The following is a 21,304-nucleotide window of genomic DNA, read 5'->3' on the forward strand; positions in this document are numbered from 1 at the left end:
CGGCGACAAAGCAATTGTGGCGAAGCGGGCGCCGCCTGGGGTGAACCGGATCCGGTTCACCGCGAGGATACGCTCAGTCGAACTTGCTGAAATCCGGCTTGCGCTTCTCGAAGAAGGCCGTGAACGCCTCCTTCGCCTCGGCGCCCACCAGCATCGCGCTGAAGCGCTCGTTCTCGGCCGCGATGGTTTCCTTGACCAGCGCCGCGCGCGAACGCTTCATCAGCGCCTTGGTGGTGCGGATCGAGGCGGCCGGCAGCTTGACCAGCTTGGCGGCCTGGCCCTGGGCGAATGCCAGCAGCTCGCCAGACGGCAGCACTTTCGCGACGATGCCCATTTCGAGGGCTTCCTGGGCCAGGAAGGCTTCGCCCAGCATCAGCTTCTCGGCGGCGCGGGTGTAGCCGGCCGCTTGCTGGACCAGCAGCGACGATGCGAATTCCGGGCACAGGCCCAACTGGCTGAAGGGCATCGAGAACTTGGCGGTGTCGGCGGCATAGACCAGGTCGCAGTGCATCAGCATGGTGGTGCCGATGCCGACGGCGGCGCCGCTGACTGCCGCGATTACCGGCTTGCTGCAGCCCTCCAGCGCCTGCATGAACTGGAAGACCGGGCGGGTTTCGGTCATCGCGCCTTCGCCGACGTTGTTGAGGAAGTCGTCGAGGTCGTTACCGGCGGTGAAGATCTCGGGCTTGCCGGTGATGAGGACGACGCGGATCTGCGCGTCGGTCTCGGCGGCGCGCAGGGCTTCGGCCATGGCGGTGTACATGGCGCCGGTGATGGCGTTCTTGCGCTCCGGGCGGTTGAATTCGATGGTCAGGATGCCGTTGGCGGTGGTGGTCTGGATGTCCATTCAGGAGGTCTCCGGTATTGTTTGTTCGCGTATTGCGCGGGCACGGCGTGCCCACCCTACGAAAAAAGGGTGGGGACGGTTTTCCGTGCCCACCCTCCTCGACTTGCTGCGTGTGGATTACACGCGCTCGATGATACCCGCAGCGCCCATGCCGGCGCCGACGCACATGGTGACCATGCCGTACTTCAGCTTGTTGCGGCGCAGGGCGTGGACCACGGTGGCGGCGCGGATGGCGCCGGTCGCGCCCAGCGGGTGGCCGAGGGCGATCGCGCCGCCCATCGGGTTGACCTTGCTGGTGTCCAGGTTCAGGTCGCGGATCACGGCCAGCGCCTGGGCGGCGAAGGCTTCGTTCAGCTCGATCCAGTCCAGCTGGTCCTGGGTGATACCTGCCGCCGCCAGGGCGGCCGGGATGGCGACCTTCGGGCCGATGCCCATGATCTCCGGCGGCACGCCGCGCACGGCAAAGGACGAGAACTTGGCCAGCGGCGTCAGGTTGTGCTCTTTCAGGATCTTCTCGCTGACGACGATCAGCGCACCGGCGCCGTCCGACATCTGCGACGAGGTCGCCGCGGTGACCGAGCCCTTGGCGGCGAACACCGGCTTCAGCTTGGCCATGCCTTCCATGCTGGCGTCGGCGCGCGGGCCTTCGTCCAGGTCGACGGTGCGGCGCTTGACGGTGATCTCGCCGGTCGCCAGGTTCGGCGTGCGGGTCACGATCTCGACCGGGGTGATCTCGTCCTTGAAGAAGCCTGCCTGCTGGGCGGCGATGGCCTTGCGGTGCGATTCCAGGCCGAAGGCGTCCTGGTCTTCGCGGCTCACCTTCCACTGCGCGGCGACCTTCTCGGCGGTCAGGCCCATGCCGTAGGCCAGGCCGACGTTCTCGTCGTCGAACACGCGCATATTGATCGACGGGTGGTGGCCCATCATCGGCACCATCGACATCGATTCGACGCCGCCGGCGATCATGACGTCGGCTTCACCGACGCGGATGCGGTCCGCAGCCATCGCCAGGGCGGTGATGCCCGAGGCGCAGTAGCGGTTGACGGTGACGCCGCCGACGGTGTTCGGCAGGCCGGCCATGACGACGGCCTGGCGCGCCACGTTGAAGCCCTGTTCCGCTTCCGGGAAGGAGCAGCCGACGATGGCGTCGACGATCAGGGCCGGGTCCAGGTTCGGCACGGCGGCCATGGCGCCCTTGATCGCGGCGATCAGCAGGTCGTCCGGACGGGTCTTGTTGAAGAAGCCGCGCGGCGCCTTGCCGATCGGGGTGCGGGTCGCTGCGACGATGTATGCGTCTTGAAGTTGTTTGCTCATGTCATTAAGTCCTTATGTCCGCTGACTAGGTTACGCACCGCTTAGTTCCGTACTGGTTTACCGGTCTGCATCATGCCCATGATGCGTTCCTGGGTCTTCGGATTGTTCAGCAGCGAGATGAAGGCTTTGCGCTCCATGTCCAGCAGCCACTGCTCGGAGACGTAGCTGCCCTGGTCGATGTCGCCGCCGGTGACGATCTCGGCGATGGTGTCGCCCAGGTGGTAGTCATAGGCCGAGATGAAGCCACCGTCGCGCATGTTGACCAGCTGGCCGCGGATGGTCGCCCAGCCGTAGCGGCCGGTGACCGGGACCGGGCGACGCAGCGGTGCACGGTAGCCGGCGTCGAACATCGAGCGCGCGGTGACTTTCGCCACGTGCAGCAGTTCGTAGGGGTTGAAGACGATGACGTCGTCTTCCTTCAGGTAGCCCATGGCCTTCGCTTCGAGGGCGGATTTCGATACCTGCGCGGTGGCCGCGTTGGTGAAGCCGGTCTTCAGGAATTGCAGGATGTCGTTGCCCTTGGCTTCGTTGGCGGCGCGTACAGCCGCTTCCTTCAGGCCGCCGCCGGCCGGCACCAGGCCGACGCCGACTTCGACCAGGCCGATATAGGACTCGATCGAGGCCACGCGCTTCGACGCGTGCAGCGCCATCTCGCAGCCGCCGCCCAGGGCCAGGCCGCTTACTGCCGCCACCACCGGGATGTTCGAATACTTCATGGCCATGAAGGTGTCCTGCAGCTCGCGCACGATCGGCTCCATCGCCTTCGCGCCGCCGGTCATGAAGGCCGGCAGGGCCGATTGCAGGTCGGCGCCGGCCGAGAAGGCGCCGCCTTCGGCTGCGTCGGTATTCCAGATCACCAGGCCCTTGTAGCCCTTCTCGGCCTCTTCCAGGCCGCGCTTGATGCCCTTGATGACGCCGTCGCCGATCACGTGCATCTTGGTCTTCAGCGAGATCACCAGCACTTCATCGTCCGAGTGCCACAGGCGTACCGAGTCGTCCTCGAACACGGTGGTGCCGGCAGTCTTCGGATCGACCGTGGTGCTGCCGACGACCGGCGCGCGGAATTGCTGGCGCTGGTAGACCGGCAGGTCCGATACCGGCACATAGGCGTTCTTCGAGACCGAGTAGGAACCCTCGGCGGTGTGCACGCCTTTCTCCGACACCGGGGCGCTGAACACCCAGGCCGGGAGCGGTGCGTTCGACAGGGCCTTGCCGGCCTCGATGTCTTCCTTCACCCACTGGGCGATGGTGTTCCAGCCGGCGGCCTGCCAGGTCTCGAACGGGCCGACACTCCAGCCGAAGCCCCAGCGCATCGCGAAGTCGACGTCGCGCGCGTTGTCGGCAATCGTATCCAGGTGGAAGGCGATGTAGTGGAACGCGTCGCGGAAGATCGCCCACAGGAACTGCGCCTGCGGGTTAGTCGATTCGCGCATCGCCTTGAATTTCTTGACCGGGTCCTTCTCTTTCAGGATGCGCGCGACGATGTCGGCCGCCTTGGCGCCGCTCGGCACGTATTCGCCGGTGGCGAAGTCCAGGCGCATGATGTCCTTGCCGACCTTTTTATAGAAGCCGGCGCCGGCCTTCTGGCCCAGCGCGCCCTTCTCGATCAGCTTGGACAGCACGGCCGGGGTCTGGTAGACGCTGAAGAAAGGATCGTCCTTCAGGTTGTCCTGCATGGTCTTGATCACGTGGCCCATGGTGTCCAGGCCGACCACGTCCGCGGTGCGGAAGGTGCCCGACTTGGCGCGCCCCAATTTTGCGCCGGTCAGGTCGTCGACCACGTCCACCGACAGGCCGAACTTCTCGGCTTCATGGATGGTGGCCAGCATGCCGAAGATGCCGACGCGGTTGGCGATGAAGTTCGGGGTGTCCTTGGCGCGCACCACGCCCTTGCCCAGGGTCGAGGTCAGGAAGGTTTCGAGCTGGTCGAGGATTGCCAAGCGGGTGGCCGCGGTCGGGATCAGCTCGACCAGGTGCATGTAGCGCGGCGGGTTGAAGAAGTGGACGCCGCAGAAGCGCGCCTTCAGGTTGTCGTCGAAGCCTTCGGCCAGCTTCTCGATCGACAGGCCCGAGGTGTTCGAGGCGAAGATGGCGTTGGCGCCGATGTGCGGCGCGACTTTTTTATACAGGTCGTGCTTCCAGTCCATGCGCTCGGCGATGGCTTCGATGATCAGGTCGCAGCCGGCCAGCACGTCGAGGTTGTCCTCGTAGTTGGCGACTTCGATCAGGGCCGCGTCTTCCTTGTTGCCCAGCGGAGCCGGCGACAGTTTTTTCAGGTTCTCGATGGCCTTCAGGACGATGCCGTTTTTATTTCCCTCTTTTGCCGGCAGGTCGAACAGCACGACCGGGACCTTGGCGTTGACGCAGTGCGCGGCAATCTGCGCGCCCATCACGCCGGCGCCCAGCACGGCGACTTTCTTGACGATGAAATTAGTCATCTCTCGTAATCCTTAGTTAGCGTCGTTCCCGCGAAGGCGGGAACCCAAGTTCGTCGATCTGCAGGCAAACTTGGGTCCCCACCTGCGCGGGGACGACGGGTCTATGTAGCGGGTGTACGCGTTGGTACGTGATGGTGTTACTTAGAACAGATCTGCATCCAGCGCCAGCAGGTTCGCCGAACCCGAACGCGCCTGACGGATCAGCATCGCGGTTTCCGGGTACAGGCGGCCGAAGTAGAAGCGCGCCGTTGCCAGCTTGGCTTCGTAGAACTTGTCGCTTGAATCCTTCTTCTCCAGTGCGATCTTCGCCATCTGCGCGAAGAAGTAGCTGAACACCAGGTGGCCGACCACGCGCAGGTAAGGCACGGCGGCGGCGCCGACTTCGTCCTGGTTCTGGAAGGCCTTCATGCCGATTTCCATGGTCAGCTTGGTGACCTTCTCGCCCAGTTCGCCCAGCGGGGTGACGAATTCGCTCAGCGACTCGTCCAGGCCGTTGTCTTCCACGAAGGCCTTGATCTTCTCGCCGAAGGCGCGCAGCTTGGCGCCGTTGTCCATCAGGATCTTACGGCCCAGCAGGTCCAGCGACTGGATGGTGTTGGTGCCTTCGTAGATCATGTTGATGCGGGCGTCGCGCACGTACTGCTCCATGCCCCACTCGCTGATGTAGCCGTGGCCGCCGTACACCTGCATCGCTTCCGAGGTGGCGATCCAGCCGTTGTCGGTGATGAATGCCTTGACGATCGGGGTCAGCAGCGCGACTTCGCCGGCGGCTTCCTTGCGCACTTCTTCGTCCGGATGGTTCAGTTCGCGGTCGATCTGCAGCGCCACGTAGGAGGTCAGCGCGCGCGCGCCTTCGGCATAGGCCTTCGCGGTCAGCAGCATGCGGCGCACGTCCGGGTGCACGATGATCGGGTCGGCCGGCTTGTCCGGTGCCTTCGGGCCCGACAGCGAACGCATCTGGATGCGGTCTTTCGCATACACCAGCGCGTTCTGGTAGGCGACTTCGGTCAGGCCCAGCGACTGCATGCCGACGCCCAGGCGGGCGGCGTTCATGAACACGAACATCGCGTTCAGGCCCTTGTGCGGCTGGCCGATCAGGGTGCCGACCGCGCCGTCCAGGTTCATCTGGCAGGTGGCGTTGCCGTGGATGCCCATCTTCTCTTCGATGGCGCCGCAGAAGATCGGGTTGCGCTCGCCCGGCTGGCCGTCGGCGTTCGGCAGGAATTTCGGCACCAGGAACAGCGAGATGCCCTTGCTGCCTTCCGGTGCGTCCGGCAGGCGCGCCAGCACCAGGTGGACGATGTTTTCCGACATGTCGTGCTCGCCGGCCGAGATGAAGATCTTCGAGCCGGTGATTTTATAGGTGCCGTCGGCTTGCGGCTCGGCCTTCGAGCGCAGCAGGCCCAGGTCGGTGCCGCAGTGGGCTTCGGTCAGGCACATGGTGCCGGTCCACTCGCCCGAGGCCAGCTTCGGCAGGTAGAACTTCTTCTGGTCTTCGGTGCCGTGCTCCTTCAGGCACTCGTAGGCGCCGTGCGACAGGCCCGGGTACATCGACCAGGCCTGGTTCGACGAGTTCAGCATCTCGTAGAAGGAGTTGTTCAGCGCCACCGGCAGGCCCTGGCCGCCGTATTCCGGATCGCAGGCCAGCGCGGCCCAGCCGCCTTCCACGTACTGCTTGTAGGCTTCCTTGAAGCCCTTCGGCGTGGTGACGGTCCTGGTCGCGGCGTCGTAGTGGCAGCCTTCGCGGTCGCCGGAGTGATTCAGGGGGAACAGCACTTCCTGCGTGAACTTCGCGCCTTCTTCGAGCACCTGGTTGATGATGTCGGCGTCGATCTCCTGGTACGCCGGCAGGCTCTTGAACTCTTCGGCGACGTTCAGGAATTCATGCAGAACGAACTGCATATCCCGGATTGGCGCGACGTACTGACCCATGTTGTTCTCCTGACGAAGGTAATGATTGGTGTGTGGTGATTACTTTGCGGGATTGCGGTAGTTCTCGATCAGGCGCGCGAAGCCGCGATGAGCGCGGTCGGGGGCGCCGGGAATGCGCAGGAAGCGGGCATCGTGGTGCACCGCCAGCACCAGACCGTACATCTCGTACACCAGCTGCTGGGGGTCGGTGTCGGCCTTCAGGTCGCCGCAGTCGACGGCCTGCCGGGCGCAGCGTACCAGGGCGTTCTGCCAGATCTGCACCATGCCGACCAGCTCGTCGCGGATCGGTCCCGGACGGTCGTCGTACTCGACGGCGCCGCTGATATAGATGCAGCCCGACGCGATCTCGACCGAGACGCGCTTGAGCCAGTGCTTGAACATCGCCTCCAGGCGCGGCAGGCCTCGCGGCTCCTTCACGCTGGGGAAGAAGATTTCCTGTTCGAAGCGGCGGTGATAAAGTTTCAGCACTTCGATCTGCAGGTCTTCCCGCGAACCGAAGTGGGCGAACACGCCCGATTTGCTCATGTTCATGCGATCGGCCAGCAGGCCGATCGTGAGGCCCTCGAGGCCGTCGCGGCTGGCGAGTTCGAGCGCAACGTCGAGAATCGCTGCACGCGTCATCTCGCCCTTGCGCATGACCATGGATTTGGCTGAAGTATTGATACGATGCTCCCAGTGGATCGAGAAAAATCCGAACGCTCGTACTATTATCTACCAGCCTTGAAATGTCAAACGGGAAGTTTAGAGGCGCGGTTCTAGTAGGGTGGGCGCGGCCGGCGTGGACACGAAGTGTGCACCCTACGAGTCACCGGCCCGTTCGATCGCCCGGCGGTCGCGCTTGGTCGGCCTTCCCTTGATCGTGCTGCTGGGCTCGGGGAACAGGCGACGCGCTTCCTGGTCGTTCGCGCGCTTCTGGATGCTGACCTCCGTTTCGCGGTAGAGCGCCTGCGCAACCGGGGCCGGGCCGCGGGTGCCGGACAGGCCCTGCACGATGACTTCCCAGCGGGTCGAACCGTTGTCAATGAGGAGCTTGTCGCCTACTTTCACGGCGCGCGCCGGCTTGACGTTCTCGGCGTTGATCTTGATCCGTCCACGGTCGACCGCTTCCGCCGCCAGCGAGCGCGTCTTGAAGAAGCGCGCCGCCCACAGCCATTTGTCGATCCGTACGTTCTCGTTTTCGCTCATAAATCCGGGTGTCTGTTCAGGCATAGCCGATCGTAAAGATCCGCATCGTCAGTTTATACAAAAGATAGGCCATTTCATGGCCGGTGCGGCGCACCCAACCAAGTTGCCTCAAATCATCGAGCCCGACCGGCACACCTTCGGCGATGCCGCGCTCGATCTGCTTCGCCATGCTGGAGGCGAAGGCGGCGTCGCGCACCACCACATTGGCTTCCTGGTTCACGAACAGCGACAGGGCATCGCAATTGCTCGATCCCACGGTGGCCCAGTCGTGGTCGACCACCGCCACCTTGGCGTGCAGCTGGGTCCGGCGGTACTCGACGATGCGCACCCCGGCCGCCAGCAGCTGCGGATAGAAGGACCCCGCCACCGCGTCCTGCATGCGGAATTCGCCGACGCCGATCAGGAGGCAGACGTCGACCCCGCGCCGCGCGGCCTGGGCCAGCGCCTGGCGGAACTTGAGCCCCGGCGCGAAGTACGGCGTGGCCATCAGCACGCGCTTGCGGGCGCGGCCGATCGCCTGCAGGTAGGCGCGCTGGATGGTGCGGCGATTGCGCAGGTTGTCGCGCACCACGAAGCCGGCGCGCATCGGATGCTCGCCCAGCCCCGGCGCCTGCTTGCGGGTTTCCTTGAACAGGTGGTAGCGGTGCTTGATGTTCAGGTGGCCGGCGCGGGTCCACTGGGCCTGGGATTCGCGGTGGATGCGCTCCACCAGCGGGCCGCGCACGCGCACCGCGAAATCCCAGCGCGGCGCCGGCAGCGGCTCGTAGGGTGCGTAGTCGCACAGCGAATCGTCGTTGGTATTGATGCCGCCCACGAAAGCCGTCTGGCCGTCGATCACGACGATCTTGCGGTGGCTGCGCGCCACGCCGCGCCGGAACCAGGGGTTGAACATGCGGTAGTGCACGCAGTGTTTGGCGAATTCCTCGCCGAGGCGGCAGGCGACCCGGCGCCCGGTCCCGAACCAGTCGACCAGCACCCGCACCTTGACGTCGCGCTTGGCGGCGCGGATCAGGGCGTCGGTGACGGCGCGCGCGGTGTCGTCCTCGGCGTAGATATAGGTCTCGTAGAGGACCTCGTGCTTCGCGGAATCGATCGCGGCCAGCAACTCCCTGAAATAGTTGCCGCCGCTTTCCAACAGTCTGACGTCGTTGTTGCCGACGTAGGAAACCGTTCGCATGGGCGGACTAGGCCAGGCTCAGGTTGGCAACGATGGGCGCGTGGTCCGACAGGCGCGCCCATTGCGGCCCGTGCAGGACTTCCGCCTGCTCGACCTTGAAGCCGCGTACATAGATGCGGTCGAGACGGAACCAGGGCAAGGCCGCCGGAAAGGTCCGCGCCGGCACCAGGCTGCGCTCGCGGTCGCGGACCTTGCGCACCAGCTCGCCGATCCGCGAGGAACGCCGCTCCAGTTCGTCGAACACCTCGACCACGCCCAGCTTCATGCGCAGGCAATCGCTGAGGGTATTGCGCCAGTCGTTGAAGTCGCCGGCGATGATGACCGGTTCGCCGTTCGGCGCCGACTCGTTGATGGCATTGATCAGGGCATCGGTCTGGCGCCGGCGGCTGCCTTCGAACAGGCCCAGATGGACGACATAGCAGTGCACCTTGCAGTCCGGCGTGTCCAGCACGCAATGCAGGATGCCGCGCTGCTCGTAGGCGTGATCGGAAACGTCGTGGTTATGCTGGTTGGCGATCGGGAAGCAGGACAGCAGCGCATTGCCGTGGTGGCCGTGATCGTAGACCGCGTTCATGCCATAGGCGGCATGCAGGGATTCGCCGGCGAAGAACTCGTGCTGGGCAGTGTCCGGCCAGTGGTGGTGAGGGCTGCGTACCTTTTCGCCATAGCGCGCCTGGTAGCGGTCGTGCCGGCCCTGCACTTCCTGCAGGAACACGACATCCGCACCAAAGGTACCGATGGCTTTTTTCAGCGCCAGTACGCGCGGCGTACTGCGGAAGGACGAAACGCCTTTGTGGATGTTGTAGGTCGCAACACGAATTTTCATGGGAACATTTTAACCCCATCATTCCGTGTTCTTCTGGACAGAGCGCCAATCGTGCGGCGCATCAGATTCGGCAGTGGATGCCTGGGCGGGACGCCATTCCCGGGGCACGCCGGGAATGGCCAAGGGATCAGATGCTCATTGCCGGCAGGAAGTGCTCAGCCGGTGCATTATTGTTTGATTCGCTGCTTTCACGGCGAATCGGGTTGGTGCGCAGCGGGCCTGTCAAGAGCAGACCGTTCAGCAATTCGATGCACAGATAATCTTCGTCGACGCTGACATCTTTTACTTTCTGCTCGTGCTTGCGTTCGCTCATAGTTCCTCCCAGTATCCTTGTTGGACTTGCAAAAACAAAAACTCGCCAATGGCGATTTATTGACCTTAGTCAAATCGTTTCACCCTGTCAAACGAACTAATCTATTGTGTTATCTCATCATTTCCGAATTAAATTCTGAAAACCCTATGAAACTGTAGGTTACAACTGACAGACGCGTAGGAGTTTTACTCATCAATTTTTTTATGTATGCACGTCGCTGTGACGCACATCCAACACCCTGTCGAGCACTTGTTTCTCGAGTGCACCAAAAGCCGCGCTGCCGCGTGCGCGAGGGCGCGCCAGCCCGACCGGCAAGTCCATCGCCAGCCGTCCCTGTTCCACAAGAAGGATGCGGTCGGCCAGCACCACGGCCTCCTGCACGTCGTGGGTCACCAGCACTGCCGTGAAGCCGCGCACCAGCGCCGTGGTCGAGCTGTCCAGCCGGTACGGCAGCACCGCCACCAGCGTTGAACAGCACGATTGCGGTCGCCATCTTTATGCAATACGCATAAAGATGGACTCAGCAAGCGCCAGGATCAGGAGGGAAATGCCGCGGCAACTGCAGGATCGCTTCCGCGTTCGAGCTCGAGAAGCAGCGGTCGGCGGCCTCCAGCAGCGGCAGCCAGGCGTAGTGCAGATGCTCGCGCGGCGCCAGGACGATCGGGATGTCGCGCGGCACGCAGACGGAGAAGACGTGCTCGGTATTGTGCGTTATGCCGGGTGCATAACGGTGGCGCCAGGTCTGGTAGATCTCGTAGACGTTGGACAGGTGCCAGTCCTGCAGCTTGATCCGTTCGCCATCGGCGACGATGCCGGTTTCCTCGAACAGTTCGCGGGCGGCGGTTTCCAGGAGGGGTTCGTCGACGCGGTCGAGGGAACCGGTGACGGATTGCCAGAAGCCGGGCCGGTCGGCGCGTTCGATCAGCAGGACCTCGAGGTCGGCGGTGTGGATGACGACGAGGACGGATTCGGGGATTTTGTGGGGCATGACGCTATTGTAGGGTGGGCTCGCCGTGCCCACCCTACGATGCTTTAAGCGACCTTCGGCTGCTCGTTACGCAGACGGATATGCAGCTCTTTCAGCTGCTTCTCGTCGACTTCCGACGGCGCGTTGGTCAGCAGGTCCTGGGCGCGCTGGGTCTTCGGGAAGGCGATCACGTCGCGGATCGAGGTCGAGCCGGTCATCAGGGTGATCAGGCGGTCCAGGCCGAAGGCCAGGCCACCGTGAGGCGGCGCGCCGTACTGCAGGGCGTCCAGCAGGAAGCCGAACTTCAGCTGGGCTTCTTCGGCGTCGATCTTCAGGGCACGGAACACTTTGCTCTGGACTTCTTCGCGGTGGATACGGATCGAGCCGCCGCCCAGTTCCCAGCCGTTCAGGACCATGTCGTAGGCCTTGGCGATGCAGGCGCCCGGGTTCGATTCCAGCATGTCCTCGTGGCCGTCCTTCGGCGCGGTGAACGGGTGGTGGGTCGCGGTCCAGCGGTTCGCTTCGTCGTCGTACTCGAACATCGGGAAGTCGATCACCCACAGCGGCGACCAGACGTCGTCGAACAGGCCAGCCTTCTTGCCGAATTCCGAGTGGCCGATCTTCACGCGCAGCGCGCCCATGGCGTCGTTGACGACCTTGGCCTTGTCGGCGCCGAAGAAGATCAGGTCGCCGTCTTCGGCGCCGGTCAGTTCGAGCACTTGCGCCAGCACTTCGTCCGACAGGTTTTTCACGATCGGCGACTGCAGGCCATCGCGGCCCTTGGCCTTCTCGTTGACCTTGATGTAGGCCAGGCCCTTGGCGCCGTAGATGGCGACGAATTGGGTGTAGGCGTCGATTTCCGAACGCGGCATCGAACCGCCCTGCGGCACGCGCAGGCCGACCACGCGGCCGCCCGTCATGTTGGCGGCGCTGTTGAAGACCTTGAACTCGACGGTCTTCATCAGTTCGGTCAGTTCGGTGAACTGCAGCTTGACGCGCATGTCCGGCTTGTCCGAACCGTAGGAGCCCATGGCGGTAGCGAAGTCCATCACCGGGAACGGGTTCGGCAGGTCGATGCCGGCGGCGTTCTTGAAGACCACGCGCATCATGTCTTCGAACAGGTCACGGATTTCCTGCTCGGTCAGGAAGGAGGTCTCGCAGTCGATCTGGGTGAATTCCGGCTGGCGGTCGGCGCGCAGGTCTTCGTCGCGGAAGCACTTGGTGATCTGGTAGTAGCGGTCGAAGTTGGCGACCATCAGCAGCTGCTTGAACAGCTGCGGCGACTGCGGCAGCGCGAAGAAAGTGCCCGGGTTGACGCGCGACGGCACCAGGTAGTCGCGGGCGCCTTCCGGGGTCGACTTGCCCAGCATCGGGGTTTCGATGTCGATGAAGCCCAGGTTGTCCAGGTACTTGCGGACTTCCATCGACACCTTGTAGCGCAGGCGCAGGTTGTGCTGCATCTGGTCGCGGCGCAGGTCGAGCACGCGGTGGGTCAGGCGGGTGGTTTCCGACAGGTTGTCGTCGTCCAGCTGGAACGGCACCGGCACCGAGGCGTTCAGCACTTCCAGTTGGGTGGTGTTGATCTCGATCTTGCCCGACTTCAGGTTGGCGTTGGCGGTGCCCTCCAGGCGGTTCACGACGGTGCCGGTGATGCGCAGGCAGTACTCGTTGCGCACGTGCTCGGCGCCCTTGAAGACGTCGGCATTGTCGGGGTGGCAGACAACCTGCACCAGGCCTTCACGGTCGCGCAGGTCGATGAAGATGACCCCGCCGTGGTCGCGGCGGCGGTGCACCCAGCCGCACAGGCTGACGGTTTGGCCCAGCAGCTCTTCGGTCACGAGGCCGCAGTAGTTGGTACGCATGGAGGACATAGTTTTTCGATCCAGGTTGGTTATTCGGTGCCTGCTGCCAGGCGTTTGATTTCTTGAGAATCCTTGACGGCGGCGGCGGTGTCGGCATCGCCGGCAGTGGCCGGCGCCACGACGCCCATCGACACGATGTACTTCAGGGCCGCGTCGACCGTCATGTCCAGTTCGACCACCCGGCTGCGTTCCATCATCAGGAAGAAGCCCGAGGTCGGGTTCGGGGTGGTCGGCACGTACACGCTCACGTAGTCGCCCACCAGGTGGTTCTTCACGTCGCCGCCCGGCACCCCGGTCAGGAAGGCGATCGTATAGGAGTTCTCGTGCGGGTACGGGATCAGCACGGCCTTGCGGAAGGCGTTGCCCGAGGACGAGAACAGGGTGTCGGACACCTGCTTGACGCTGCCGTAGATCGAGTTGACGACCGGGATGCGGTTCAGCAGGCGCTCCCACAGTCGCACGAACCATTTGCCGACCAGGTTATTGGTCAGCACGCCGGTCAGGAACACGATCGCCAGCGTGATGATCGCGCCCAGGCCCGGGATATAGGTGCGCGGCTGCCACTCGCTCGGCACCAGCACGAGCGACTGGTCGAGCGTGCTGATCACGAAATTGAGCACCCAGGCTGTAATCGCCAGGGGAACCAGGACCAGCGCGCCGGTGATGAAATATTTACGCATCGGAACTCGTCGACGCGGGCGCGGCGCTGGCGGTGCTGCCGCTCTCGCTGCTGGTGGTGGAACCGGAACCGGCGCTGGCGCTGGCGCCGCTGTCGGCACTGCCGGTCGCGGGTGCCGCGCCGGTCGCCGGCGCGCTGCCACCGCGGAAGTCGGTCACATACCAGCCGGTTCCTTTAAGCTGGAAACCGGCGGCGGTGACTTGCTTCTTGAACGATGACTTGCCACACGACGGGCAGACGCTCAGCACCGGATCCGAAATCTTTTGCAGTACATCCTTGGCAAAACCGCATTCATCGCAGCGGTAGGCGTAAATCGGCATCTGAATACTCCGCAAAAATCATCAAAACCCTGAATTATAAAGCTTTTGCGGAAGGTTTTGCCCGTTGGCGCCACCGCCGGGGCGAATGAATACGCTTGCAACTTGATGCTATCTGGCAACAGTGTTGTTTTTATTCCGCACGATCGATGAGTTGCGTTTGCCGAACATCAACTTACCTGTTTAAATAGCACTCCTTAGTTGCTAAGAAACAGAAGTTTGCGCGACTGGCTCTGCCGTCGCCGCCAAGCCATAAAAGAACGACTTCAAATCGGGGCCCTCTGCGGGCCCTTTTCTTTTCCTGAGCTAATGACGCGTTCCTCACCTCCCCGCCCCGGCCGCCGTCCCAAGATCGAGGGCGGCAAGGAAACCGCTCCCGTGATCCTCGACGCCGCCGAAAAACTGTTCTCGGTACATGGCTTCCATGGCGTCACGGTGCGCGCCGTCGCCGTCGAATGCGGGGTCGACTCGGCCCTGGTCCATTATTACTTCGGCACCAAGCAGGAATTGTTCGATGCCGTGTTCGCGCGCCGCGCCGGCCCGATCAACCAGGACCGCATGGAGGCGATGGCCCGCTACGAGGAAGCGCACGGCGATCGCATGACGGTCGAAGGCGTCGCTTCGGCCTTCCTGATGCCCCTGCTCGACCGGGCGCGCCACGCCGATCCGGGCTGGAAGAATTATTTCGCCCTGCTCGCCCTGGTCAACAGCTCGCGCGGCTGGGGCGCGGACACCATGACCAGCCACTTCGACCCGGTGGTGCGGCGCTTCATCGGCCTGCTGCAGCGGGTGCTGCCGCAGGCCGGCATCGACGACCTGTTCTACAGCTACCAGTTCCTCACCGGCGCCCTGACCCTGACCCTGGGCGCCACCGGCCGCCTGGACCAGCTGTCCGAAGGCCATGCCTCCTCGTCCGACATGGATGCGATCGCGCCGCGCATGATTGCGTATTGCGCGGCCGGCTTCCGCGCCGTGTGCAAGCACTAGACGCTCAGCGCCTGCGCCACACCAGCCAGCGCTCCTTGCCGGCAAAGACAGGAATCGATTCAAGCACGTCCTGGTCCACCACGCAGTCGAAATGCGGCGTCAACAGCGCGTCCAGCTGCGCGCGGGCGATGCCGAAGGGCGGGCCCTTGGGCGCATCGCCGAAGAAGAAGTAACCGGCCAGCAGGCCGCCGGGCGGCAGCAGCGCCGCCCAGCGCCTGGCGACGTCCGGCCAGCGCGCCCGCGGCAGCGCGCACAGGAAGGCCTGTTCATAGACCAGGTCGAGCGGACGCGGCGGAACATAGTCGAAGAAATCGGCCTGCACGATGTGGCCGGCCCACTGCCCCGCCAGGCTTTTGGCGCGGGCGACGGCGGCGGCCGAGAAGTCGATCGCGGTGGCGTCCCAGCCCGCTTCCAGCATCAGCGCCAGTTCGTAGCCGGAACCGCAGCCCGGCGCCAGCGCGGACATGGGCTTGTTCGCCTGCGCCACGAAGGCGCGCAGTTCGGCCGGCGCGCCGCCGCGGTCCCAGGGCGTGAACTGCTTGTCGAAGCGCTCGTCCCAGAATGCGGGCGCGAGCGGGTCGCGGCTGGAAAAGTCGGGCATGGCCTCAGGGATGAACGAAATGCACGGCGGCCAGGCCGATCACCGCGATGCTGGTGACGCAGGCCAGCGCGGCCAGCAGGCGGTTGGTGCGGCGCTGGTTCTCCACCAGCTTGTACATCAGGTCGCCCATGTCGAGGTCGCTGTGCGCGCGCTTGTGCAGCACCTGGTGCATCAGGCGCGGGAACTGCGGCAGCAGCTTGGCGTACTGCGGCGCCTCGACGCGCAGGCGCTCGAGCATGCCGCGCCAGCCGACCTGCTCGGCCATCCAGCGCTCCAGGTAAGGTTTCGCCGTCTTCCACAGGTCGAGCTCCGGATCGAGCTGGCGCCCCAGGCCTTCGATGTTCAGCATGGTCTTCTGCAGCAGCACCAGCTGCGGCTGCACCTCGACGTTGAAGCGGCGCGAGGTCTGGAACAGGCGCAGCAGCACCTGGCCGAAGGAGATGTCCTTCAGCGGGCGGTCGAAGATCGGCTCGCAAGTGGCGCGCACCGCGGCTTCCAGTTCGTCGACGCGGGTGTCGCGCGGCGCCCAGCCGGATTCGATGTGGGCCTCGGCCACGCGCTTGTAGTCGCGGCGGAAGAAGGCCAGGAAGTTCTGCGACAGGTAATCCTTGTCGAAGTCGTTCAGGGTGCCGACGATGCCGAAGTCGAGCGCGATGTAGCGTCCGAAGGTCGCCTCTTCCACCGACACCAGGATGTTCCCGGGGTGCATGTCGGCGTGGAAGAAACCGTCGCGGAAGACCTGGGTGAAGAAGATCTCGACGCCGTCGCGCGACAGCTTTTTCAGGTCGACGCCGGCGGCGATCAGGCGGTCGGTCTGCGAGATCGGGATGCCGTTCATGCGCTCCATCACGATCACGCTGCTGGAGCAGTAATCCCAGTACATCTCCGGAACCATCAGCAGGGTCGAGTTGGCGAAATTGCGGCGCAGCTGGCTGGCCTGGGCGGCTTCGCGCATCAGGTCGAGCTCGTCGTGCAGGTACTTGTCGAATTCGGCGACCACTTCGCGCGGCTTCAGGCGCCGGCTGTCCGGCCACACCTTCTCGATCAGGCCGGCCGCCATCTGCATCAGGGCCAGGTCTTCGTCGATGGTCGACTTCATTCCGGGCCGCAGCACCTTCACCGCCACTTCCTTGCCGTCCTTGAGGGTGGCGAAGTGGACCTGGGCGATCGAGGCCGAGGCCACCGGGGTGCGCTCGAAGGTGGCGAACAGCTCGCTCGGGGGCGCGCCGAGCGAGCGCGTGATCTGGGCGATGGCGAGGTCGGAATCGAAAGGCGGCACGCGGTCCTGCAGCAGCGACAGCTCGGCCACGATATCCGGCGGCATCAGGTCGGGACGGGTCGACAGCACCTGGCCGAACTTCACGAAGATCGGGCCCAGCTCTTCCAGCGCCAGGCGCAGGCGGATCGCGCGGGGCGAGGTGATGCGGCGCCAGAAGAACACCGAGTTGATGAAGCGGGCGGTACGCGGCACGTCCAGGCCGGACATCGCAATTTCGTCGAGACCGTATCTTGTGAAAACCGTCAGGATCTTGAGGAGGCGCAGGAATTTCAGAATCATCAGCTATCCGTTGGCGGGCGCTGCGCCCGCTGTTGTTCCAGTGTCTGTTCGAGTTTCTGCTCCAGCCTGGCGATCCGCTTGGCCGAGCGCTCGACGTCGTCGCGCAGGCGGTTCACCTCATCGGCGAAGGCGTCGACGCTGCTCGGGCGGATCAGGACGCGGCGCTCTTCCAGCAGGAATTCGGCGACGTTCTCGGCCAGCCGGCGTGCGCTGCCCGTGGCATGCGAGACGGCCGCGCGCGCGCCGCCCGCCAGCCGGTTCGCCGCGATCGGCCCGAACAGGCGGTCGAGATCGTGCTCGGCATCCCAGCGCAGCCCTTTCGAGAGCTGGGAGATGGTGTTGGCGAATTCCGCGTCACCCTCGATGCGCACATAGGAAAACGCGCGGTCGCGGTTCTGCAGGATCAGCGGCAGGTCGCCCGGCTTGACGTGGATGGTCACGTCGGGCACATCGTCGCCGCCGGCCACCTCCAGCATGCCGTCCCTGGCCACGCGCATGCACAGGCGCAGGTGGCCCATGTCGATGCAGGCAAGCTTGCCGGCCCGGCGCATCAGGGTGTCGCGCGCCCAGGCTTCCTGGGCCAGCAGGTGGTTGATGGTCGCTACGCTTAAGAAAGTAGGAGTCGATGACATTGAAGCTTGCGTTAAAAAAAAACCGCCCTGTGTTGGGCGGTTTCGATCTTACCAGTTCGCCGAGGCACAAACCCGGCAGCACAGATCGTTATGGCAAAAAATCTTGCAAAAATGATCTTACGTGATCTGTTGAATGCCCGCCAGGACCCAACCGCCATTGCCGTTCAGCGGCTTGGCCAGGTTCCACACCTCGACGTAAGGTTCGGCCTGGGCGCCCGGGGCGTTGCGGATCATGCCGTCGAACTGCACGCTGGCCAGGTAATCGCGCTCCGTGGTCTCGATGCCCAGCAGCTGGGCGTCGATCGAGACGACCTCGGTATAGTCCTGCTTGCCGCCGCGCTCCTGGATCTGCAGCTGCAGCTCGGCGAACACCTCGGGCGCGGTGAATTCGCGCAGGTCGGCGACGTCGCCACGGTCCCAGGCGGCCTGCATGCGGATGAACGACGCTTTCGCATGGCGCAGGAAGGCCTCGGTGTCGAAGCCGGCCGGCACGCCCCACTGCTCGTGCGCGGCCTGCTTGTTCAGCGACACGTTCGAAGTCGGCTGGTTATAGCCGCCCGAATAAGCCTGGTTCGCGTTCGGCTGCCAGCCCTGGTTCAGGCCGGAACCGATTTCCGGGGTGGCCGAGGCCGAAGCCGGCACCGGGTTCTGGTTAAAGCCCGAGAACGGCGGATTGGCCGGGGTGTCCTTGCGGCGGAACATGCGCACGATGAACATCACGGCGAACACCAGCAGCAGGATCATCAGGATCGAGGACAGCGCGCTGGCCATGGCCCCGCCGATGCCGAAGTGCGAGAACAGCGCGCCCAGGCCCAGGCCCAGCAGGGCGCCGCCCAGTACGCCCTTCCACATGCTCGGACGCTTTTGCGGAATCGGTTGCGGCGCCATCGGGGCCGGCGCCGGACGCTGGTAGCCCGGCTGCTGCGCGGGAGACGGCGCCGGCGCGGGCGCGGGCGCACGCATCCGGCTGACCGACGACGACTGCCGGCCGAAGGAACGGCCGCCACCCACCGGACGTGCGAACGCATCGGCGACGAAGGACAGTGCGGTCACCGCGATCATCGTGCTGGCCAAGAATTTCTTCATCGTGGACACCTCAAAGTTTGATGCCGGTGTGCAGTGCGGCCACACCAGCCGTCAGGTTGTAATACTGCACGCGTTCCAGGCCCACGCTTTCCATCATCGACTTCAGCGTTTCCTGGTCCGGATGCATGCGGATCGACTCGGCCAGGTAGCGGTAGCTCTCGGCATCGTTGGCGATGCGCTGGCCCAGCCACGGCAGCACCGAGAACGAATAGACGTCGTACGGCTTCTGCAGCGGCGCGGCCACCTTCGAAAACTCCAGCACCAGCAGCTTGCCGCCGGGCTTCAGCACGCGGCGCATTTCCGCCAGCGCCTGGTCCTTGTGCGTCATGTTGCGCAGGCCGAAGGCCACGCTGACCCGGTCGAAGTAGTTGTCCGGGAACGGCAGTTTCTCTGCGTCACACAGCAAGGTGGGGGTGACTAGACCTTTATTCAATAGACGATCGCGGCCGACGCGCAGCATCGACTCGTTGATGTCGGTGAGCCAGACCTCGCCGCTCGGGCCCGCCTGCTTGGCGAAGGCCTTGGACAGGTCGCCGGTGCCGCCGGCGATGTCGAGCACCTTGAAGCCGGGACGGATGCCCGCCTGGGCGATGGTGAAGGTCTTCCAGATGCGGTGCAGGCCGCCGGACATCAGGTCGTTCATCACGTCATACTTGGACGCGACCGAGTGGAATACCTTGGCGACTTCATGGACCTTCTCTTCTTCGGAGACGGTCTTGTAGCCGAAATGGGTGGTGTTGGTCATATCGTTTGCCTTTTGATCTTGTCGCATTATACAAGCGGCATGCGGACCGACGCCTATGGATGTGCGAAGGCCACATTCCTGCGCGTGTGAGTGTCCGCTTCGGCGTCGAAAACATCTCCCGGCACAAGCATTTTTCCCGTCTGGAATGATTTTGAACATCACTGTCGTAAAATTCACGACATCGTTTCAATCGTGCAGCACTTTCTTAAAATTTTGCTTATAGTGATTCAGCTTTGTTAACTCCACATGGCGGAGACCAGCGGAGACGGGCAAAGTTTTAGACAAAATCCTTTTGAGAGAGAAATAACATGGCGACTGGCACTGTGAAATGGTTCAACGATTCCAAAGGCTTCGGCTTCATCAAACCGGATGATGGCGGCGACGACCTGTTCGCGCATTTTTCGGCGATCAATGTGGCCGGCTTCAAATCGCTGGCGGAGAACCAGCGCGTCAGCTTCGAAATCACCACCGGCCCGAAGGGCAAGCAAGCTGCGAACATCCAGCCCCAGGCATGATTGCCGACCAGCCGGCCCGACCGGCTCCATAAAAAGCGCCGTGCGGTTTCGCCGGCGCTTTTTTCGTTTACCTTGGGCCCGGCCTCACCTACATTGACTGTCTGGAGTGACTTCTCTGGAGCTCGATATGGCCATCACCAATGCAGCCGCCGGCACCAATGTCCACGAAATCGCCGACGGCGTTTATCGCATCAATACCCCGGTCAATCTCGTACCGGGCGGCTTCTCCTTCAACCAATACCTGGTCGTCGACGATCAACCGCTTCTTTTTCACACCGGGCCAAGAAAGATGTTCCCGCTGGTCTGGGAAGCCGTGGAAAGCGTCATGCCGGTGAGCCATCTGCGCTTCATCGCCCTGTCGCATTTCGAAGCGGACGAGTGCGGTTCCCTGAATGAATGGCTGGGCGTTGCGCCCGAGGCCGCCCCCTTGTGCAGCCGGGTTGCGGCAATGGTGTCGGTGAACGATTTTGCGGACCGGCCAGCCCTGGCCATGGCCGACGGCGCCGAGCTCAGCCTGGGAAAACGCTCGGTCAAATGGCTCGATGCGCCACATCTGCCTCACGGCTGGGAAACAGGCTTCCTGATGGATACCCGAACCAAAACGCTGTTTTGCGGCGACCTGTTCACCCAGGGCGGCCTTGGCGAGGCCGCCCTGACCAGCGACGACATCCTGGAGAACAGCGAAGCGTTCCGGAAACCGATGGATTATTTCTCGCACTCGACCCATACCAGGGAATTGATCGAGCACCTGGCATCCGAATCGCCCGGCACCCTGGCGTGCATGCACGGCAGTGCCTGGAGGGGCGACGGCGCAAGGCTGCTGCGCGCCCTCGGCGAACGGCTGGTCAGCGCTTAGCTTAGTGATGGTGGCCGCAGGCATGCGGCTTGGATTGCGCGCCCGGCAGCACGGTGCCCGGCGCACGGCCGCTGTCGCCCTCGAAGCCGGCAGAGTGCAGGCGCTGCAGGTAGTCCTGCCACAGCGCCGCCTCTTCCTTGCCCAGCTTGTACAGGTAGTCCCAGGTATAGATGCCGGACTGGTGGCCGTCGGTGAACAGCGGCTTGATGGCATAGTTACCGACCGGCTCGACGCCTTCGATACCGACATCGCGCTTGCCGACCTGCAGCACTTCCTGGCCGGGCCCGTGGCCCTTCACTTCGGCCGAGGGCGAGTAGACGCGCATCAGCTCGAAGGGGATGGAGAAGGCGGCGCCGTCGTCGAAGGCGATTTCCAGGATTTTGGATTGCTGGCGGATGGTCAGGTTGGTGGGGGTGGGCATGATCGAAAGCTAGCGATGAATGTTGGCCGATGAGCCGTCATTCCGG

At 63.9% G+C, this 21,304-nt stretch carries 22 protein-coding genes and 1 pseudogene; 3 read left to right on the forward strand and 20 right to left on the reverse strand.

Annotated elements, in window-relative coordinates:
• Window positions 1-73: 73 nt before the first annotated feature.
• The 14 genes and pseudogenes from AC1DOP_RS14880 to AC1DOP_RS14945 form a co-directional block, all read right to left on the reverse strand.
• Complete coding sequence (locus AC1DOP_RS14880; RefSeq protein WP_477251988.1) at window positions 74-847, reverse strand: enoyl-CoA hydratase; 774 nt, start codon at window positions 845-847, stop codon at window positions 74-76.
• 117 nt (window positions 848-964) lie between these two features.
• Window positions 965-2,161 (reverse strand): acetyl-CoA C-acyltransferase, encoded by a 1,197-nt coding sequence (locus AC1DOP_RS14885; protein ID WP_441934968.1) that lies wholly within the window; start codon window positions 2,159-2,161, stop codon window positions 965-967.
• Window positions 2,162-2,202: 41 nt separating this feature from the next.
• Entirely contained in the window at window positions 2,203-4,599 is a 2,397-nt protein-coding gene (locus AC1DOP_RS14890; protein ID WP_477251990.1) for a 3-hydroxyacyl-CoA dehydrogenase/enoyl-CoA hydratase family protein, read from the reverse strand.
• A gap of 141 nt (window positions 4,600-4,740) precedes the next feature.
• Complete coding sequence (locus AC1DOP_RS14895) at window positions 4,741-6,531, reverse strand: acyl-CoA dehydrogenase C-terminal domain-containing protein (RefSeq protein ID WP_441934966.1); 1,791 nt, start codon at window positions 6,529-6,531, stop codon at window positions 4,741-4,743.
• Window positions 6,532-6,570: 39 nt separating this feature from the next.
• Complete coding sequence (locus AC1DOP_RS14900) at window positions 6,571-7,167, reverse strand: TetR/AcrR family transcriptional regulator (RefSeq protein WP_441935120.1); 597 nt, start codon at window positions 7,165-7,167, stop codon at window positions 6,571-6,573.
• A gap of 162 nt (window positions 7,168-7,329) precedes the next feature.
• On the reverse strand, window positions 7,330-7,716 hold the full coding sequence (locus tag AC1DOP_RS14905; protein WP_441934965.1) for an RNA-binding S4 domain-containing protein: 387 nt from the start codon (window positions 7,714-7,716) through the stop codon (window positions 7,330-7,332).
• Window positions 7,717-7,732: 16 nt separating this feature from the next.
• Window positions 7,733-8,893 (reverse strand): cardiolipin synthase ClsB, encoded by a 1,161-nt coding sequence (gene clsB, locus AC1DOP_RS14910; RefSeq protein WP_441934964.1) that lies wholly within the window; start codon window positions 8,891-8,893, stop codon window positions 7,733-7,735.
• Window positions 8,894-8,900: 7 nt separating this feature from the next.
• Window positions 8,901-9,719 carry an endonuclease/exonuclease/phosphatase family protein gene (locus tag AC1DOP_RS14915; protein WP_441934963.1) on the reverse strand — a complete coding sequence of 273 codons (819 nt, stop codon included), beginning with the start codon at window positions 9,717-9,719 and terminating at the stop codon, window positions 8,901-8,903.
• Between the two features lie 127 nt (window positions 9,720-9,846).
• Window positions 9,847-10,032 carry a hypothetical protein gene (locus AC1DOP_RS14920; protein WP_441934962.1) on the reverse strand — a complete coding sequence of 62 codons (186 nt, stop codon included), beginning with the start codon at window positions 10,030-10,032 and terminating at the stop codon, window positions 9,847-9,849.
• Between the two features lie 201 nt (window positions 10,033-10,233).
• Window positions 10,234-10,440: pseudogene (locus AC1DOP_RS14925) on the reverse strand (ATP-binding cassette domain-containing protein); the annotation flags it as partial.
• A gap of 112 nt (window positions 10,441-10,552) precedes the next feature.
• A complete protein-coding gene (nudB, locus tag AC1DOP_RS14930; protein WP_477251994.1) occupies window positions 10,553-11,020 on the reverse strand; it encodes a dihydroneopterin triphosphate diphosphatase in 468 nt (155 codons plus the stop codon).
• A gap of 44 nt (window positions 11,021-11,064) precedes the next feature.
• On the reverse strand, window positions 11,065-12,870 hold the full coding sequence (gene aspS / locus AC1DOP_RS14935) for an aspartate--tRNA ligase (protein ID WP_441934960.1): 1,806 nt from the start codon (window positions 12,868-12,870) through the stop codon (window positions 11,065-11,067).
• Window positions 12,871-12,890: 20 nt separating this feature from the next.
• Complete coding sequence (locus AC1DOP_RS14940) at window positions 12,891-13,541, reverse strand: DUF502 domain-containing protein (protein ID WP_441934959.1); 651 nt, start codon at window positions 13,539-13,541, stop codon at window positions 12,891-12,893.
• A complete protein-coding gene (locus AC1DOP_RS14945; RefSeq protein ID WP_441934958.1) occupies window positions 13,534-13,860 on the reverse strand; it encodes an FmdB family zinc ribbon protein in 327 nt (108 codons plus the stop codon). The genes AC1DOP_RS14940 and AC1DOP_RS14945 overlap by 8 nt, the downstream gene beginning before the upstream one ends.
• A gap of 306 nt (window positions 13,861-14,166) precedes the next feature.
• On the opposite strand from AC1DOP_RS14945, the gene AC1DOP_RS14950 reads away from it, so the two are divergent.
• Complete coding sequence (locus AC1DOP_RS14950; protein WP_441934957.1) at window positions 14,167-14,844, forward strand: TetR/AcrR family transcriptional regulator; 678 nt, start codon at window positions 14,167-14,169, stop codon at window positions 14,842-14,844.
• A gap of 4 nt (window positions 14,845-14,848) precedes the next feature.
• Here AC1DOP_RS14950 and AC1DOP_RS14955 read toward each other — a convergent pair whose 3' ends face one another.
• From AC1DOP_RS14955 to ubiE, 5 genes are all read right to left on the reverse strand, one after another.
• Complete coding sequence (locus tag AC1DOP_RS14955; RefSeq protein ID WP_441934956.1) at window positions 14,849-15,445, reverse strand: methyltransferase; 597 nt, start codon at window positions 15,443-15,445, stop codon at window positions 14,849-14,851.
• Between the two features lie 4 nt (window positions 15,446-15,449).
• On the reverse strand, window positions 15,450-17,003 hold the full coding sequence (ubiB, locus tag AC1DOP_RS14960; protein ID WP_441934955.1) for a ubiquinone biosynthesis regulatory protein kinase UbiB: 1,554 nt from the start codon (window positions 17,001-17,003) through the stop codon (window positions 15,450-15,452).
• Entirely contained in the window at window positions 17,003-17,635 is a 633-nt protein-coding gene (locus AC1DOP_RS14965; protein WP_477251997.1) for a ubiquinone biosynthesis accessory factor UbiJ, read from the reverse strand. The genes ubiB and AC1DOP_RS14965 overlap by 1 nt, the downstream gene beginning before the upstream one ends.
• A 117-nt stretch (window positions 17,636-17,752) precedes the next feature.
• Entirely contained in the window at window positions 17,753-18,721 is a 969-nt protein-coding gene (locus AC1DOP_RS14970; protein ID WP_441934953.1) for a Tim44 domain-containing protein, read from the reverse strand.
• Between the two features lie 10 nt (window positions 18,722-18,731).
• Entirely contained in the window at window positions 18,732-19,466 is a 735-nt protein-coding gene (gene ubiE, locus AC1DOP_RS14975) for a bifunctional demethylmenaquinone methyltransferase/2-methoxy-6-polyprenyl-1,4-benzoquinol methylase UbiE (RefSeq protein ID WP_441934952.1), read from the reverse strand.
• A 308-nt stretch (window positions 19,467-19,774) separates the two neighbouring features.
• Here ubiE and AC1DOP_RS14980 point away from each other — a divergent pair, with 308 nt between their 5' ends.
• Window positions 19,775-19,981, forward strand: a complete 207-nt coding sequence (locus tag AC1DOP_RS14980) for a cold-shock protein (RefSeq protein ID WP_441934951.1) — start codon at window positions 19,775-19,777, stop codon at window positions 19,979-19,981.
• A gap of 127 nt (window positions 19,982-20,108) precedes the next feature.
• Window positions 20,109-20,837, forward strand: a complete 729-nt coding sequence (locus tag AC1DOP_RS14985) for an oxygen-binding di-iron domain-containing protein (RefSeq protein WP_477252000.1) — start codon at window positions 20,109-20,111, stop codon at window positions 20,835-20,837.
• A 1-nt stretch (window position 20,838) separates the two neighbouring features.
• Here the strand turns inward: AC1DOP_RS14985 and AC1DOP_RS14990 are convergent, their stop codons facing one another.
• Window positions 20,839-21,258, reverse strand: a complete 420-nt coding sequence (locus tag AC1DOP_RS14990) for a gamma-butyrobetaine hydroxylase family protein (RefSeq protein WP_441934949.1) — start codon at window positions 21,256-21,258, stop codon at window positions 20,839-20,841.
• Between the last annotated feature and the right edge of the window lie 46 nt (window positions 21,259-21,304).

The sequence above is a fragment of the Massilia sp. 01N410 genome (assembly GCF_056399665.1).

Excerpts from the sequence above, each read along its gene's own strand:
- AC1DOP_RS14880 (WP_477251988.1), bottom strand. The coding sequence starts at position 847 with ATGGACATCCAGACCACCACCGCCAACGGCATCCTGACCATCGAATTC.
- AC1DOP_RS14885 (WP_441934968.1), bottom strand. The coding sequence starts at position 2,161 with ATGAGCAAACAACTTCAAGACGCATACATCGTCGCAGCGACCCGCACC.
- AC1DOP_RS14890 (WP_477251990.1), bottom strand. The coding sequence starts at position 4,599 with ATGACTAATTTCATCGTCAAGAAAGTCGCCGTGCTGGGCGCCGGCGTG.
- AC1DOP_RS14895 (WP_441934966.1), bottom strand. The coding sequence starts at position 6,531 with ATGGGTCAGTACGTCGCGCCAATCCGGGATATGCAGTTCGTTCTGCAT.
- AC1DOP_RS14900 (WP_441935120.1), bottom strand. The coding sequence starts at position 7,167 with ATGCGCAAGGGCGAGATGACGCGTGCAGCGATTCTCGACGTTGCGCTC.
- AC1DOP_RS14905 (WP_441934965.1), bottom strand. The coding sequence starts at position 7,716 with ATGAGCGAAAACGAGAACGTACGGATCGACAAATGGCTGTGGGCGGCG.
- clsB (WP_441934964.1), bottom strand. The coding sequence starts at position 8,893 with ATGCGAACGGTTTCCTACGTCGGCAACAACGACGTCAGACTGTTGGAA.
- AC1DOP_RS14915 (WP_441934963.1), bottom strand. The coding sequence starts at position 9,719 with ATGAAAATTCGTGTTGCGACCTACAACATCCACAAAGGCGTTTCGTCC.
- AC1DOP_RS14920 (WP_441934962.1), bottom strand. The coding sequence starts at position 10,032 with ATGAGCGAACGCAAGCACGAGCAGAAAGTAAAAGATGTCAGCGTCGAC.
- nudB (WP_477251994.1), bottom strand. The coding sequence starts at position 11,020 with ATGCCCCACAAAATCCCCGAATCCGTCCTCGTCGTCATCCACACCGCC.
- aspS (WP_441934960.1), bottom strand. The coding sequence starts at position 12,870 with ATGTCCTCCATGCGTACCAACTACTGCGGCCTCGTGACCGAAGAGCTG.
- AC1DOP_RS14940 (WP_441934959.1), bottom strand. The coding sequence starts at position 13,541 with ATGCGTAAATATTTCATCACCGGCGCGCTGGTCCTGGTTCCCCTGGCG.
- AC1DOP_RS14945 (WP_441934958.1), bottom strand. The coding sequence starts at position 13,860 with ATGCCGATTTACGCCTACCGCTGCGATGAATGCGGTTTTGCCAAGGAT.
- AC1DOP_RS14950 (WP_441934957.1), top strand. The coding sequence starts at position 14,167 with ATGACGCGTTCCTCACCTCCCCGCCCCGGCCGCCGTCCCAAGATCGAG.
- AC1DOP_RS14955 (WP_441934956.1), bottom strand. The coding sequence starts at position 15,445 with ATGCCCGACTTTTCCAGCCGCGACCCGCTCGCGCCCGCATTCTGGGAC.
- ubiB (WP_441934955.1), bottom strand. The coding sequence starts at position 17,003 with ATGATTCTGAAATTCCTGCGCCTCCTCAAGATCCTGACGGTTTTCACA.
- AC1DOP_RS14965 (WP_477251997.1), bottom strand. The coding sequence starts at position 17,635 with ATGTCATCGACTCCTACTTTCTTAAGCGTAGCGACCATCAACCACCTG.
- AC1DOP_RS14970 (WP_441934953.1), bottom strand. The coding sequence starts at position 18,721 with ATGAAGAAATTCTTGGCCAGCACGATGATCGCGGTGACCGCACTGTCC.
- ubiE (WP_441934952.1), bottom strand. The coding sequence starts at position 19,466 with ATGACCAACACCACCCATTTCGGCTACAAGACCGTCTCCGAAGAAGAG.
- AC1DOP_RS14980 (WP_441934951.1), top strand. The coding sequence starts at position 19,775 with ATGGCGACTGGCACTGTGAAATGGTTCAACGATTCCAAAGGCTTCGGC.
- AC1DOP_RS14985 (WP_477252000.1), top strand. The coding sequence starts at position 20,109 with ATGGCCATCACCAATGCAGCCGCCGGCACCAATGTCCACGAAATCGCC.
- AC1DOP_RS14990 (WP_441934949.1), bottom strand. The coding sequence starts at position 21,258 with ATGCCCACCCCCACCAACCTGACCATCCGCCAGCAATCCAAAATCCTG.